The sequence below is a fragment of the Micromonospora sp. NPDC023956 genome (genome assembly GCF_040639195.1).
In the GTDB taxonomy this organism is placed as follows: Bacteria; Actinomycetota; Actinomycetes; order Mycobacteriales; family Micromonosporaceae; genus Micromonospora.
Window position 1 is genome coordinate 191,223 of the sequence record NZ_JBEZZN010000012.1, and the last position, 14,914, is coordinate 206,136.

Annotated in this window: 14 protein-coding genes; 12 read left to right on the forward strand and 2 right to left on the reverse strand. The window is 75.0% G+C overall.

Annotation, left to right across the window (positions count from 1 at the left end):
• The first annotated feature begins 204 nt into the window (after positions 1 to 204).
• From AB0F58_RS22695 to AB0F58_RS22710, 4 genes are all read left to right on the forward strand, one after another.
• A complete protein-coding gene (locus tag AB0F58_RS22695) occupies positions 205 to 1,839 on the forward strand; it encodes a beta-1,3-glucanase family protein (protein ID WP_357146230.1) in 1,635 nt (544 codons plus the stop codon).
• A gap of 239 nt (positions 1,840 to 2,078) precedes the next feature.
• Positions 2,079 to 2,639 carry a sigma-70 family RNA polymerase sigma factor gene (locus tag AB0F58_RS22700; RefSeq protein WP_357146233.1) on the forward strand — a complete coding sequence of 187 codons (561 nt, stop codon included), beginning with the start codon at positions 2,079 to 2,081 and terminating at the stop codon, positions 2,637 to 2,639.
• Between the two features lie 97 nt (positions 2,640 to 2,736).
• Positions 2,737 to 3,687, forward strand: coding sequence for a zf-HC2 domain-containing protein (locus AB0F58_RS22705; RefSeq protein ID WP_357146236.1), 951 nt, complete (start codon positions 2,737 to 2,739; stop codon positions 3,685 to 3,687).
• A 90-nt stretch (positions 3,688 to 3,777) separates the two neighbouring features.
• Positions 3,778 to 4,791 carry a hypothetical protein gene (locus tag AB0F58_RS22710; RefSeq protein ID WP_357146239.1) on the forward strand — a complete coding sequence of 338 codons (1,014 nt, stop codon included), beginning with the start codon at positions 3,778 to 3,780 and terminating at the stop codon, positions 4,789 to 4,791.
• A gap of 170 nt (positions 4,792 to 4,961) precedes the next feature.
• On the opposite strand, the gene AB0F58_RS22715 is transcribed toward AB0F58_RS22710, so the two are convergent.
• Positions 4,962 to 5,360 carry a DUF4913 domain-containing protein gene (locus tag AB0F58_RS22715; RefSeq protein WP_357146242.1) on the reverse strand — a complete coding sequence of 133 codons (399 nt, stop codon included), beginning with the start codon at positions 5,358 to 5,360 and terminating at the stop codon, positions 4,962 to 4,964.
• An 18-nt stretch (positions 5,361 to 5,378) separates the two neighbouring features.
• Entirely contained in the window at positions 5,379 to 6,164 is a 786-nt protein-coding gene (locus AB0F58_RS22720; RefSeq protein WP_357146244.1) for a lytic transglycosylase domain-containing protein, read from the reverse strand.
• A gap of 183 nt (positions 6,165 to 6,347) precedes the next feature.
• On the opposite strand from AB0F58_RS22720, the gene AB0F58_RS22725 reads away from it, so the two are divergent.
• The 8 genes from AB0F58_RS22725 (at position 6,348) to AB0F58_RS22760 (ending at position 14,841) form a co-directional block, all read left to right on the forward strand.
• Positions 6,348 to 6,971, forward strand: coding sequence for a hypothetical protein (locus AB0F58_RS22725; protein WP_357146247.1), 624 nt, complete (start codon positions 6,348 to 6,350; stop codon positions 6,969 to 6,971).
• Positions 6,968 to 7,288, forward strand: a complete 321-nt coding sequence (locus AB0F58_RS22730) for a hypothetical protein (RefSeq protein ID WP_357146249.1) — start codon at positions 6,968 to 6,970, stop codon at positions 7,286 to 7,288. The genes AB0F58_RS22725 and AB0F58_RS22730 overlap by 4 nt, the downstream gene beginning before the upstream one ends.
• 102 nt (positions 7,289 to 7,390) lie before the next feature.
• Positions 7,391 to 7,732 carry a hypothetical protein gene (locus AB0F58_RS22735; RefSeq protein WP_357146252.1) on the forward strand — a complete coding sequence of 114 codons (342 nt, stop codon included), beginning with the start codon at positions 7,391 to 7,393 and terminating at the stop codon, positions 7,730 to 7,732.
• Complete coding sequence (locus AB0F58_RS22740) at positions 7,729 to 8,454, forward strand: hypothetical protein (protein ID WP_357146255.1); 726 nt, start codon at positions 7,729 to 7,731, stop codon at positions 8,452 to 8,454. Before AB0F58_RS22735 ends, AB0F58_RS22740 begins: the two co-directional genes overlap by 4 nt.
• A gap of 1 nt (position 8,455) precedes the next feature.
• Complete coding sequence (locus tag AB0F58_RS22745) at positions 8,456 to 9,775, forward strand: hypothetical protein (RefSeq protein WP_357146257.1); 1,320 nt, start codon at positions 8,456 to 8,458, stop codon at positions 9,773 to 9,775.
• A 55-nt stretch (positions 9,776 to 9,830) separates the two neighbouring features.
• Positions 9,831 to 11,324, forward strand: a complete 1,494-nt coding sequence (locus AB0F58_RS22750) for an SCO6880 family protein (protein ID WP_357146260.1) — start codon at positions 9,831 to 9,833, stop codon at positions 11,322 to 11,324.
• Positions 11,321 to 13,060, forward strand: a complete 1,740-nt coding sequence (locus AB0F58_RS22755; RefSeq protein ID WP_357146263.1) for an ATP/GTP-binding protein — start codon at positions 11,321 to 11,323, stop codon at positions 13,058 to 13,060. The genes AB0F58_RS22750 and AB0F58_RS22755 overlap by 4 nt, the downstream gene beginning before the upstream one ends.
• On the forward strand, positions 13,057 to 14,841 hold the full coding sequence (locus AB0F58_RS22760; protein ID WP_357146265.1) for a TraM recognition domain-containing protein: 1,785 nt from the start codon (positions 13,057 to 13,059) through the stop codon (positions 14,839 to 14,841). Before AB0F58_RS22755 ends, AB0F58_RS22760 begins: the two co-directional genes overlap by 4 nt.
• Positions 14,842 to 14,914 lie beyond the last annotated feature (73 nt).

Sequence of the window (14,914 nt, forward strand, 5' to 3'; positions counted from 1 at the left end):
CATCCCTTTCGGCGGGGCGTCATCGCTGTCATGACGGACGGTCGCTGCGGACGGTTCACCGTTGGTGGCTCAAGCCGAATGATGTGGTGCCGGTGCACATTGAACCGAGGACGTCACCTGCCCGTCAACGGGGCAGTCACGGTCCGCAGCGCGCAGCACGGCGCGTCCTGCCGGAGCCGGCGGCGACGATCGGAGGTTGGTGCCATGGTGACGCGACGCAGGCTGCTCGGGATGGGGCTGGCCGGGGCGGCGGTGGTCGGCGTGCCGGCGGTCGCGGCTCCGCTGATGTCACGCGCCCGCGCGTCCGGCGGCCTGCCGCTGACCGTGGTGAACAGCACAGGGCGGTTCGACAACGCGGCGATCCGGATGTACGTCGTCGGCACCGACCTGGAGACCGGCGAGATGGGGTACGTCCGGGAGAGCGGCCGGTTCAGCCCGGCCTCGCTGGCCGACAACGGCCCCGACGGCAGGGCCGACATCGCCGTGCCGCTCGCCGCGAGCGGTGCCACCTCGTTCCAGCTGCCGATGATGTCCGGCCGGATCTACTTCTCGATCGACGGCGAGCTGCCCTTCCGGGTGGTGACCGACGGCGCGGGTCGGCCCGCCCTCCAGTACCCGGTGGGCTGGGTGGACGGCGACCCGGCGTTCGGGGTGCTGCACGACTGCTGCGAGTTCACCTACAACGCGGCCGGGATGTTCTGCAACACCACCATGGTGGACATGTTCAGCATCCCGATGTCGATCCGGCTCACCGGCTCGGCGGAGGCGACCACCGGCCGGCTCCGGGACGGCGGGCGGGAGGCCGTCTTCGACGAGCTGTCCCGCCAGCCGGGCTTCGAGCGGCTCGTCGTCGGCGACCGGCTGCGGGTGATCGCGCCCGGTCACGCGATCGGCACCGGCCGGTTCGATCCCGGCTACTTCGACGGGTACGTCGGGGAGATGTGGGACCGGTACAGCCGGACCGACCTGCGGGTCGTCACGTCCGCCGGCCGCTACACCGGTCGGGTGGTGGACGGGCGGCTCACCTTCGACAACGGGGTGCGCGCCTTCGACCGGCCGTCCACCCGGGACGTGTTCTTCTGCGACGGGGCCCTGCTCGCGCCGAACGACGGGGTGTCCGGGCCGGTCGCGGCGATCCTCGGGGCCGCGCTGAACCGCTCGGTGCTGGCCCGACCGGACCAGCCCGTCACCAGCCGGGAGGCCTTCTACCAGCATCCGGTGACCAACCACTACGCCCGGGTGCTGCACCGGCACGCCGCCGACGGCCGGGCGTACGGTTTCCCCTTCGACGACGTGGTCGGCGACGCCTCGTACATCCAGGACACCGCGCCGGGCAGGATGACGCTCACGCTGACCCCGTTCGGCGGCGGGGCGGCGACCGACCCGACCGCCCCGGTCGTGCCTCCGCCGACCGTGGACGGCGGCGACCGGAAGCGCGGCGTGGGCCAGGAGATCGCCGCGGACGGCTTCGACCGGCAGCACGGGGTGCGCACCGAGGGCACCGACGGCGGCGGCGAGCACATCGGCTTCATCGCCGACGGCGACTGGGTGGCGTACCAGGGGGTGAACTTCGGCGACCAGCCGGTGACCGGCTTCGAGGTGCGGGTCGCCAGCGGCGCGGACCCGGGGATCTCCGGACTGGTCGAGATCCGGCTGGGCGGCGAGCGGAACCCGGTGGTCGGCAGCGTCGCGGTGGCCGGCACCGGCGGCTGGCAGCAGTGGCGGACGGTCCCGGGCGGTCTGCGCCCGACGACCGGCCGGCACGACGTCTACCTCACCTTCACCAGTGGCCAGCCGCAGGAGTTCACCAATGTCCGCTGGCTGCGGTTCGTCCGATGAGTCCTACCCGGACCGTCGAACCGAACCGGCAGCCGGGATCGTCCACAGGGGAGGAGCGTCGATGTCGGGAGGCGGGCACCCGGGTCGACGAGGTACGCCGTCGGCCGCGCCGGCCTGGTACACGCTCCCACGGGTCCGGCTATTCTCTCCCGGTAGGTGGGTCGGCCGTCGATACGACGATGTCGACCCGACGGTACGGGTCCGACCCGTACGTCAGGGGGAGGCGGGCGGTGTCGGCGGTGCCCAACGACGCACTCGGGCCGGGGCGCACGGCGGACGCGGAGGCCGCCCCGGCGGACACCGAGACCCTGATGCGGCGGATCCACGAGGAGTACCGGACCCCGCTGCTGCGCTTCCTCACCCGGCTGGTGCTCGGTCAGCAGGAACTCGCCGAGGACCTCGTGCAGGAGACCTTCCTGCGGGCCTGGCGGAACCTGCCCACCCTCGCCGCCGAACCGCAGCGGATCGCCCCGTGGCTCTACACCGTCGCCCGGCACGTGGCGATCGACGCGATGCGGTCCCGGCAGGCCCGGCCGCCCGAGGTGGGCATGCCGGACCCGAACCGGCTGACCACCGGCGAGGACGTGATGGACCGCGTGGTCAGCACGCACACGGTCCGGCTCGCCCTGGGGAAGCTCAGCCCGGAGCACCGTGCGGTGCTGGTCGAGATGTACTACAAGGGGGCCTCCGTCGCCGAGGCCGCGCAGCGGCTGGGTATCCCCGAAGGTACTGTAAAATCCAGGACGTACTATGCGGTGCGCGCGCTGCACGCGGCGATCGGTTCGACGGAATCATCCTGACTCCACCAGGCCCGGTCCCTCGCCCGACCCCCGGAACGGATGCTGTCCCCGGGTGCCGCCACACCGAATGGTGTTGTCGGGTTGAGGAGGGGGCTTGATGCGCACCGGCGGCGAGAACCCCACCACCGAGCAGGCGACCCTCGCCCTCTATCTCCTCGGCGCGCTCGACGACGCCGAGCGGGAGGCCTTCGAGGCGCACCTTGCCGGCTGCTCGCGCTGCCTGGCGGAGGCCGGCGAGATCGGCGACGTGACGGGCGCGCTGGTCGGGCTCGGTCCGGCCGACTGGGCCGACCTCGGCCTCGACCTCGACGCGATGTCCGGGCCGTCGGCGGCCGACCCGTCGTCCGCCGCCCCCGCGCCGCCGTCCCCGTCCGCCGCCGTGGTGTCACCCCCGTCCGCCCCCGCGCCGCCGTCCCCGGCTGCGGTGACTGCACCGTCTCCGGCGACCGCCCTGTCTCCGGCGACCGCGCTGCCGCCGGCCGCCGCGGTGCCGGCGCCGGCCACCGGCCCGGCCGTCGACGCCGGATCCCGGTCCGCCGGTCCGACCCGGCCGGGCGGCGCCCGCCCCGGGGAACCCGGTGGCCGGTCGTCTGGCGGTCCGGGCCGGAACCGTCCCGGTGGGACGGCCCGGCGCCGCCGGCTGATGCTCTGGGGCAGCGCGGCGGCCCTGGTCATGGCGGTCGTGCTGGGCGGCGGGGTCGTGGTCGGCCTGAACTCCGGCGACGACGTGGTGCTGACCGCCACCGGGCAGGGCTCCGCGCAGGGCGTCAGCCTCTCCGTCACCATCACCACCGACGACGAGCGGGGCTCCACCATCCGGATCACCGCCACCGGTCTTCGTCCGGGCCTGCGGCACCGGCTCTTCGCGGTCACCCGGGACGGCGTCACCCACGTCGTACGGGACTGGACGACCTCCGGCGGGCCGCAGGAGGTGACCGGCGAACTGTCACTTCCGATCGAGGACCTGGCCTTCGTCACGGTCGGCTTCGCCGACGGTTCGGCGATCGTGACCGCCCCGATCTCCCGGGACGACGACGCCCCCCGCTGAGCCACCGATCGGCACGGCTGGTGAACCGGCGACCGGCGACGGACGTAGAGCCCCGGACAGCAGCGCCCGAGGCTTGCCGGAGGTGGCCCCGTGTCCGAGCCAACCGCGCCGACCCGACCCGGGGAGCCGCCCGCGCCCGACCGTGACCTCGATCGGGTGGTGTTCGCGATCCTCCGGCAGGACCTCGACCGCCTCGACGCACGCCTCGACCGCACCGACCCGGAGATGATGCGGGGGGAGCGGGAGGCGGCGCGCGGGTTGGTGGAGTCGGCCCAGCGGGCCGTCGACCCGCCGGCGGTGCACCCGGTCCCCGGCCCCGGCTGGGGTCCGGCACCCGGCACGGCCGGGCCGGTCGGCCCCGGGAAACCGGCGGACCGGCCGGCCGGCCTCACCGACGCGATCGTGCGGCTGGTCCGGTCCGTGAACCGGATCGTCGACGAGCTGCTCGACGGCCCGCCCGAAGCACCCGCCCGTCCGGGCGTGGGTGGTGGCCGGGGGCCGCTGCCGCCGCTCCCTGCCGAACGGGGGGCCGCGGTAGGCCCGCCACCCGGGGCGCGGCCGGGTGGCGGGGTCGCCGGTCCGCTCGGTCCGGGCCCGCCACCGGGTCTGCCGCACGAGTGGCGGGTGCCGGCGGCATTCGAGGCGGCGCACGCCCGGTACCTCAGCCGGATCGGTGAACGCCTCGACCAGGTGATCCAGGGCAACCCGGCCCTGCGTGACCTGTGGCAGAACGGCGGGTTGCCCACCGTCTCCGGCCACTACCTGCACCCGCCGACGGTCGGCGGCGCACCGACCACACCCCCGCCCGCCCGTACGCCGGACCGGTCGGTCGCCGACGTCGCCGCGCTCGCCAGCCCCACCCTCTCGCCGAGCCGTTCCGGATCTGTCCGCTCCGACCGGACCACGCCGCCGGAGATCGTGGCGCCGACGCCGTACCGCCCTGGGCCGGCGGCCCGGGTGGCGGCGCTGGGGTCGGGGGGAACGCCCGCGCCGGTACGCAGCGAGTCGTCGACCCCGGGGTGGCAGCCGTCCCCACCGGGCTCCCCGGCACCGATGCCCGGTACGGTCACGCCCCCCGCCGGTCCGCGGGGGCACCGGCGCTGAGCGGTGCCCTCCGCTCCGCCGCGGGTGCAGGCGGGCACGCCGTGCGGTGCCCTCCGCTCCGCCGCGGGTGCAGGCGGGCACGCCGTGCGGTGCCGTCCGCTCCGCCGCGGGTGCGGGCGGGCACGCCGCGCGGCGCAGACGGCCGCCCGGGAGCAGGAGCAGCGCCGAGGTCAGAGCGGGTCGATCCGGGGGACCTCCTTGGCCCGGTGCCCGCCCACCTTGCAGCCGGCGAACGGCCCGGACGGGTCGCGCAGCGCGCCCATCACCGGCGCCAGGTAGTCCCGGTGCCAGTTCGCCGGTCCGCACATCCCGGCCTGCGGGCCGGTGAGTTCCTGCCAGGCCATCCAGAGGCCGTAGAGCTGGGCGACCGCCTCCGGGTGCAGCCACCACCGGGGGCACCACGGCGTGGTGGAGGTGGTCTCCCGGGCGTAGACCGGCAGCAGCAGGTGGTGGACCCAGGTGGTCAGCATGTGCAGCGCCTCGGCGTACCGGGGACCGTCGAGGTAGAGGATGAACGGCGGACGGTCGACCGCCTGCTCCGGCGGGGCGGTGGTCTCCGGGGTCGGCACGGGCTGCTCCTGCGAGGGTCAGTCGTCGGTCGCGGACGGGCTGGCGGTCGGCGGGAAGGAGGGTGGAGGGCCGCCGAGCCCCTGGTACTTGCCGAACAACGCCCGGACCTGCACCACGTAGGACTGGGCCTCGTTGGTGGACGGGATGCCGCCGGCCTCGCGGACCGCGTCGATGCCCTGGTCGTACGCGACAAGCGTCAGGTCGAGCGGGTCACCGATCGCCTGACCGTTGTCCAGCAGGGTCCGCACCTCGCCGGCCAGGGCACAGACGTACCGGGCCTGCGCCATGATCGAGTCTTCCTCGTCGAGGGCGCTGGTCTCGTCGTTGTCGTCGGTGTCCTCGCCGTACCGGGTGAACACGTCGGGCGGGAGCTGGGAGATGCCCACCCGGCCGCCCGGCCCGACCTTCGCCGGGTCCCAGCCGGAGGCCACCTCGATCTGCGCGGCGATCACGATCGGGCCGATCGCGGAGCAGGTCGAGCCGGCGTCCTCGACGGTGTCGGCCAGAGCCGCCGGCACCTGGCTGCGGTCGAGGTCGCCCTTCCCGTCGCCCTGGACGGCGGCGAGCGAGTCGTCGGCGGTCTGGCCGGCGTCCAGGCCCGATCCGCCCCCGCCGAAGAGCAGGATGAGCAGGATCAGCGGGGCCAGCAGGACGCCGAGCCCGCCGAAGACGAGGACGACGGCCGCGCCGCCCACCGCCAGCACCGGCGAGCCGAGGCAGCTCAGGCCGGCGGCGATCGCCGCGCCGACGATCGCGGCGTGGCTCTTTCCGGAACCCGTACCACCCTTGTCGGAAGCCGTCACGTCCCCTCCTGTCCAGGTTCCCGGTCGGACGAAAAAACCTGCGATCCGGCGTGAACCGGGGGCGGCGGAGCCCCGTAGGAGCGTCCGTCGGCGGCCCGGATCGACCCGTCCAACGGGCCGGAACCGCGCCCGGTTCACCGCAGCCGTCGACCGGACCGGATTCGTGGAAGGAGGTGGACGGGCATGGCCCCAGCCCTGGCAGCCGACCCGACGGCGGTGCCGCCGCCGCAGGCGTACGGCCTCGGGTTGCCGCCCCGGCGGTCGCTGGCGGCGGAGGGGATCGGGTGGATCGCGGCGCACGGCGGCGCCGGCGCCACCACGCTCACCCGGCTCTTCGGCGGCACCGACCTCGGCTGCCGCTGGCCCGACGCCGCGCTGGCGGAACCCGCCCAGGTGATGCTGGTCGCCCGGAGCAACGCCGACGGGCTGCGTGCGGCGTCCCGGGCGCTCAACGCGTTGCGGGAGGGCCGGCACCCGCCCGGCATGCGGTTGACCGGCCTGGTCGTGGTGGCGGACGCGCCCGGCGGCCTGCCGCTGGCGCTGGGCCGCCGGATCCGGGTGCTGCGGTCGGTCGCGCCGCTGCACCGGGTGCCCTGGCTGCCGTCGCTGCGGCTCGGGCGGCTCCCGGGCCGCCTGCCCAAGGGCCTGTCCCGGCTGGCGACGGCGGTCGGGGCCCAGCCGGACGGCAGGGCTGTGGCGGTCGGGGCCCAGCCGGACGGCAGGGCTGTGGCGGTCGGGGCCCAGCGGGACGGCAGGGCTGTGGCGGTCGGGGCCCGGCCGTCCGGCAGGGGAAGGAGAGCGTCGTGACCGGGAGGTACCTGGCCATCGGGCTGTTCCGGGGCCCCGACCAGGACGCGCCGAAGTTCGACCCCCCGCCGGCCTACAACCCGGCCGGCGGCAACGCCAGCGCCGACGCGCTGCTGAACCTGCTCGCCTGGTGCGTCACCGCCGCCGGGGTGGCCGGCCTGATCATCGTCGGCACGATGATGGCCCTCCAGCTCAACCGGGGCATGCCGGGTGAGGAGAGCGACCACTTCCGGGGGCTCGTCTTCGTCGCGTTCGCCTGCGTGCTCGGGGCCTCCGCCGGACCGCTCGTCACCTACTTCGGCGACCTCGGCCTCTGACCCGACCCTCCGACCACCCCGACCCGACCACTTCTCCCCGAGCCCGGACCCGGGCCCGGCCGATGCCACGCGCCCCGGCGCGCACCCACGAGGAGAAAACCGATGTCGCTCATGATCCTTTCCGCCGTCGCCCCCTGGGCGGTCGTCCGGTTCCCCGCCCTGGACAACCCGGAGCCGGACGCCCCGGGCGAGTTGGAGGACCTGGTGGGGACGCTGCTCAACCTGGTGGCCTGGGCGGGCACCGCCGCCGGCGTGGCCGGCGTGCTGATCACCGGAACGATGATGGCGATCTCGGTGAAGCGGGGCGAGAGCTCCGAGCACCTGACCCGGCTCGGCCTCGTCCTCTGCGGCTGCATCCTGGTCGCCGCCGCCGGCCCGCTGGCCGGGTTCATCTTCGACGGCGGAACCGGCGGCGAGGGCGGCGAGGGCGGACAGGGCGAATGACCGTGACCGGCCGGGAACACCGGCGCTCCGGGGCGGACCCGCCGTTCTGGAACGAGCGGAACTGGGTGCTCTCCGCAGTCTTCCTCGCCGGGGCGGTGTTGCTGGCGACCGTGGTCTGGCTGACCCGGGACACCGGTGCCGACCCGGCCGACCCCGGTCCCGCCGCCGTCGAGCGGAGACCGGCGGAGGCGGGGGCCTGTCCGCCCGGCCGGACGGTGGCGTCCGGTCCGGCGGTGCCGCCCGGGGACGTGACCTGGCGGACCCTCGATGCCGGGAAACGGGTACCGGTCTCGGCCAGCGAGGGCCCGTCCACCGCAGGGCCGGTGCTCCGGTGCTTCGCGCGTACCCCGATGGGCGCGGTGCTGGCGGCGCACGTGATCCCGACCCAGTTGGGCGGGCCGGAGTGGCGCGCGGTCGCCGACCGGCAGGTGGTGACCGGACGCGGCCGGGAGGTGCTGGTGGCCCGGCTGGACGCCGCGACCGGGTCCACCGCCGTGCGCGGCGGCGGCAGCTACGCCGGCTACGCCCTGCTCCGGTACGCGCCGGAGGCCGCGCGGGTGCAGGTGCTCGTCCGCAGCGGTTCCGGCGGTTACGTGGCGACCGTGGTGGAGCTGCGCTGGGACGGCGGCGACTGGAAGGTCGCCCCCACCCGGACCGGCGCAGTGCACACCTCGGCCGAGGTCATCACCGGTAGTGCCGGGTTCACCCTCTGGAGGAGTTGACGTGGGCGCCTGCTCGCCACCGGATCCGCTCGACCTGCTGCTGGGTTTCCTGTCGTTCCTCGGTGACCCGATCGGCACCATCGTGCGGATGATCGCCAACCTGATGCTGGCCGCGGCCATCGCGATCTTCGGCGAGCTGACCGAGGAGGTGCCCACCCTCGGTGACGGCATGGCGCCCGGCGCGGACGGCAGTGCCGGCGTACCGGCCCTGATCAGCGACCAGATCGAGTGGATCATCGTCTACCTGTCGATCGGGTCGATCCTCGTCGCCGCCGCCCGGATGGCGCTGGAGCGCCGGGGCGACGCCGGCAAGCAGGCGCTCCAGGGCTTCCTCCGGGTGATCCTGGTCGCCGGGGCCGGGGCCTACACCATCAGCTACGCCGCCGAACTCTCCGACGACTTCTCCGACCATCTCTTCTCGTCGGCGGCGCTGGAGGTCGTCAAGAGCGTCCCGTGCATCGACAACGGGTCCAGCCTGGAGTCGTTCCTGCTGCTGGTGCTCTCCTTCCTGCTGCTGATCTCGGCGATCGTGCACGTACTGATGCTCTACATCCGACTGGGTGTGCTGACCATCCTGCTCGGCACCCTGCCGCTGGCCGCCGCCGCGTCGATGACGAACTGGGGCACCGGCTGGTGGCGCAAGCACATCGGCTGGCTGGTCGCCTGGCTGCTCTACAAGCCGACCGTCGGCCTGATCATGTTCTCCGGCGCGGAGATGATCGCGGTGGGCAACGAGAACGACTCGGCGCACAGCCGGATCGCCGGCATCGGGGTGCTGCTGCTCTCGGCGGTCGCCCTGCCCGCCCTACTCAAGATCATCGTTCCGGCCACGGCAGCGTTGGGCACCGGCGACCCGTCCGCCGCCGGCATCTCCGCCGTGGGCGGCGCGGTCGCCTCCGGGGCGAAGAAGGTGGCCGGCTCCGCGTTCACCAGCCAGGGCGACAGCGGCCCGTCCGGATCGCGCGGTGGGGACAGCCGGAGCGACCAGGGGGGGTCGGGGCCGTCCGGCTCCGGCGGTCGGGACGGCTCCACCGGCGGGGACGGGACGTCCGGCTCCGGCGGTCACCCCGGTTCGTCCGGCTCCGGCGGGCACCCCGGCTCCGCCGGCTCGGACGGCTCCGCCGGTGCGACCGGTGGCCCCGGCTCGACCGGCGGGACCGGTGCCCCCGGCGCGTCGACGGCCGGTGCCACGGCCGGGGCGGCGCGCCTCGCCGGCCCGGTCGGCGTGGCGGTCGACGCCGCCGCCCAGGGCGCCCGGGTCGGCCGGGCGATCGTGACCAGCTCGATCAGCGGCGCGGACGGCGACGCCGGGCACAACTGACCGGCCCCGGACCCGTCCGACGGGGTGGGTCGGGGCCGACGTGAAGGGAGAGGACATGACGGCGGAAGCACACATCGAACCCACGTACGGCAACTGGCGCCGGCCACGTCGGCCGGGGCTCGGGCGGCTGGGCCTGGTGGGCACGGTCGGCGTCTTCGGCGGCCTGGTGCTGGTGCTGCTCGCCTCGCTGGTCTCGCTCACGGCGTCGGCGGTGGTCGCCACCCCGTTCGTGCTCGGGCTCGCCCCGATGGCGATCCGTACCCAGGACGGACGGAACCTGTACCAGCTCGCGTCGGTGCGGATCGGCTGGCGGCAACGGAGGGCCCGCGGCGAGCACCTGTACGTCTCCGGGCCACTGTCGGCCCGTCCCGAGGGGCGGTTCCACCCGCCGGGCATGCTCACCCGGGTCGAGACGCGGGACGGGCGGGACGCCTACGACCGGCCCTTCGGCGTGCTGCACCACCGCGGCCGCAACCTCTACACCATCGTGTTGCGCTGCGAACCCGACGGCGGTTCCCTGGTCGACCCGGACCAGGTCGACACCTGGGTGGCGCTCTGGGGGGAGTGGCTCTCCCGGCTGGCCCACGAGCCCGGCCTGCGCGGCGCGTCCGTGGTGGTGGAGACCGCACCGGACCCGGGCACCCGGCTCGCCACCGAGGTGCTGCCCCGGCTCGACGGGTCCGCCCCGGCCACCGCCCGCGCGGTGATGGAGGAGGTGGTCGACGACTACCCCTCCGCCTCGTCGGAGATGAACTCCTACGTCACCCTCACCTACGGCGTGCCCGGCAACCAGCGGCGCGACCCGGAGGACGTGGTCACCGACCTGGCGATCCGGGTGCCCAGCCTGCTGACCGGACTGGTCAGCGCGGGCGGAGGACTGGCCGAACCGCTCACCGCCGAGCAGATCGCCGAGGTGGTCCGGGTGGCGTACGACCCGGCCAGCGCCGCCGAGGTGCTGAGCGTGCGGGCCGAGCACGGCCACACCGGGCTGGAGTGGGCCGACGCCGGCCCGGTCGCGGCGGTGGAGACGGTCGACTCCTACCAGCACGACTCCGGGGTCTCCCGGACCTGGCTGCTCACCCTCGCCCCCCGGGGCACCGTCCGGGCCAGCGTGCTGCGCACCATGCTGGACGCCTCCGCCGGCACCCGCCGCAAGCGGGTGGCGCTGCTCTACCGGCCGATCGACCCGGCCACCTCGGCCCGGATCGTCGAGGCGGACCGGCGGGCCGCGCAGTTCATGGCGACCTCCCGGCGCGGCATGGTGCAGGCCCGAGCCGCCGCCGAGGTCCGCGCCGCCGAGCAGGCCGCCGCCGAGGAGGCGACCGGCGCCGGGCTGGTCGAGTTCTCGCTGATGCTCACCATCACCGTCGACACCGCCGCCCAGCTCGACGACGCCTCGGTGATCGTCCGCAACATGACCGGCGCGACCCGGATCGCCATGCGACCGGCGAACCGGATGCAGGCGGCGGCGTTCACCTGCACGCTTCCGGTCGGCGTCCTGCCCTGGGAGCAGACCATGCTGCCGCACGAACTCCAGGAGGCGATGTGACCGCCGGCGCCCATCCCACCCGGATGCTCGACCTCGCCGCCGGCTGGCCGGCCGGCACCGCCGGGACCACCACCGCGCTGACCGGTCTGGTCGGGGACCCGGACGACCAGGCCCCGCCGGCCCCGAAGCGGAAACCGACCCGGTCCGTCGCGCCGGCCGGCAGCCGGTCCACCCGGGGTTGGCCCGGACCGGGCGGCGGCCGGGTCGGCTACCTGGACGCGCCGACCATGTGGCGGGCCACCACCGTGCAGGCGTGCGGGCTGTGGCCGTTCTCGGCCGGGTCCGGCGCGCCGATGTCCGGGGTGCCGATCGGGCAGCACCTCTTCACCGGGGCCACCGTCTGCGGTGACCCGATCTCCTGGTTCACCCGCGCCCGCTACATCTCCAACCCGTCGCTGTTCATGCTCGGCATGCCCGGTCTCGGCAAGTCCACCCTGATCAACCGGATGGCGGTGGGACTGGCCGCGACCGGCGTGGTGCCGCTGGTCCTCGGTGACCTGAAGCCGGACTACGCCGACACGGTCCGCGCGCTCGGCGGCCAGGTGATCCCGATCGGCCGGGGCGTCGGCGGGATCAACGTGCTCGACCCGGGGGCGATGGGGCTCGCCGCCGAGCGGATCGGTGGCCGGGCCGGCAAGGCGCTCGCCGCCGAGACCCACGGCCGGGTGCTGAACATGGTGGCCGCGCTGCTCACCATCGTCCGGGGCCGGGCGCTGGACGACCACGAGCAGTCGGTGCTCTCCGCCTGCCTGCGGCACCTGCGCGAGCACACCCCGCCCGGCCGGCCGCCGCTCCTGCCCGACCTGCTCCGGGTGCTGGAGGAGGGGCCGGACCGGGTGCGCGCGGTGACCCTGGACCGGGGGCAGGAGACCCGCTACCGGGACGCGGTGGACCCACTGCACCGCTCCCTGCTCGGCATCCTCGACGGCGCGCTCGGCGACACCTTCGGCGCGGCCACCTCCACCCGGATCGACCCGGACGCCCCCGCGGTCTGCATCGACATCTCCCGGATCGGCGAGGCGGACACCCAGCTCACCGCGGCGGCGATGCTCGCCGCCTGGTCGGACGGGCTGGGCACGGTCGCCGCCGCGCACGCCCTCGCCGACGCCGGGCTGGCCCCCCGGCGCTGGTTCTTCACCATCCTCGACGAGCTGTGGCGACCGCTGCGCGCCGCCTCCGGCATCGTCGACCGGATCGACGCCCTGACCCGGCTCAACCGGTCGCTCGGCCTCGGTGACGCGAAGATCACCCACACCCTGAAGGACGCCGACGCACTCGGCACCGACGCGGACCGGGCCAAGGCCCGGGGCTTCGTCGAGCGGGCCGGCATCGTCGCCTGCGCCGGGCTGCCGGCGGCGGAGATGGAGGAGTTGGGCCGGGTGATCGGGCTCTCCCGGCGGGAGATCGACCTGGTCTCGTCCTGGTCCTCGCCGCCCGGCTGGGCGAGCACCGGCGCCAACGAGGAACCCCCCGGCCGCGGCCGTTTCCTGATCAAGGTCGGTGGGCGCCCCGGCATCCCGATCCGGGTCTCCATCACCGACACCGAGCGGCGGCTGCACGACACCAACCAGCGGTGGACCCAGAACCGGTACGCCGCCGAGCAGGCCGCCGAGCGCGCGGCGGCCCGGACGGCCGCCTTCGAGGCCGAGGCCGAGCTGGGCAACCTGGTGACCCGGTCGGAGTTCGCGTCCCCGGCCGGGGAGCCGGCCACCGGTGACCCGGGGTGGACCCGGTGAGCCGCCCGACCGGCGGCCGGCCGTACGGGGCGGACATGTTCTTCCTGGCGGTGACGGTGGTGGCCGCCGTGAACCTGGTGATCTTCACGCTCGCCTGGCTCGGCGGTACGGTCGGGGCCGCGCTGACCGGGCACGGCTGGCTGGCGCCGCCGTTCGCCCTCGGCTCGTACCTGCACCTGGTTTCCGGCGAGGTCGCGGTGCTCTGGCCCGGCGTGCCGGCCTGGGCGGTCTACGGCGGGATGATGCTGGTGACCGTCCTGCTGCTGGTGCCGGGCACCGCCGCGACCCGGCAGTTGCTCGGGCGGCTGGGCGGCCGGGGCCGGAACCTGGCCGGCGAGCGGGAGTTGGCGTCGATGGCCCCCGCCGGGATCGCCGCCCGCGCCCGCGAGCTGCGCCCCTCGCTGGCCGGACGGAAGCACCTGCCGCCGGACGAGACCGGCAACCTCCTCGGCGACCTGTTGCCGCACGGCCCGGAGCTGCGCTCCTCGTTCGAGGACGTGGAACTCGACCTGATGGCGCCCCGGGCGGGCAAGTCCACCGGCATCGCCATTCCCCGGGTGCTGCGCGCCCCCGGGGCGGTGCTGCTGACCTCCAACAAGTCCGACGTGTACGCGGTGACCCGGGCCGAACGGGAGCGGGTCGGCACGGTCTGGACCTTCGACCCGCAGGGCATCGCCCACACGCCCCGGGGCATGTGGTGGGACCTGCTCGCCGAGTGCGTCACCATCGAGGGCTCCCGGCGGCTGGCCGGGCACTTCGTCGCCTCGGTCAACGACGACACCGCGAAGAAGGACTTCTGGATCTCGGCCGCGCAGAACACCCTCACCGCGCTCTTCCTGGCCGCCGCGCGCGGCGGGGCCACCGTCACCGACCTGCTCGCCTGGTTGGCCGATCCGGCCGACCGGACCCCGGTGGACCTGCTGCGCGACGTCCGGATGACCGCGATGGCCGAGCAGTTGCAGGGCACCGTACGCGGCGCGGTGGAGACCCGCGACGGCATCTACGAGACGGCCCGGCAGTGCGTGGCCTGCCTGCTGGACCCGGAGATCCTCGCCTGGGTGACCCGGGACGACCGCCTGCCGCAGTTCCGCCCGGAGCAGCACGTCCTCGGCCGGGACACGCTCTACCTGCTCAGCAAGGACGGCGGCGGGTCGGCCGCCGGGGTGATCGCCGGGCTGGCCGACGCCACCCTGCGGGCCGGTGTGGTCGCCGCCGAGCGGATGGGCGGCCGGCTCGACCCGCCGCTGACCGCCGTGCTCGACGAGGCGGCGAACGTCTGCCGCATCTCCGACCTGCCCGACCTCTACTCCCACCTCGGGTCCCGGGGCATCAACGTGGTCACCCTGTTGCAGAGCTACCGGCAGGGCTCCCGGGTCTGGGGCGAGGCCGGCATGGACGCGCTGTGGAGCGCCGCCACCGTCAAACTGCTCGGCGCGGGGCTGGACGACGCCGACTTCGTGGAGAAGGTCGCCAAGCTGGTCGGCCAGCACGACGTCCGGACGCTGAGCGTCTCGCGCAGCCGGGACGGCGCGACCCGGTCCACCTCGTTCCGGCAGGAGCACGTGCTGCCGCCGGACCGGATCCGGGCGCTGCCGAAGGGGACCGCGCTGCTGCTGGCCACCGGCATCCGGCCGGCGGTGATCCGGCTGCGCCCGTGGTACCGGGAGCCGGACGCCGCGCGTATCTCGGCGGCGGCCCGGGACGAGCAGGCCGCCATCACCGAACGGGCCGCCGCCAAGGCCCTGCCGCCACCCCAGTGGTACGCACCGCCACAAATATGATCATCACTGACAGATCAGTCGAGATTCCGGTGAACCGGTCCCCGGCTCGGACCGTCGTGGAGGCGTCCCCGTT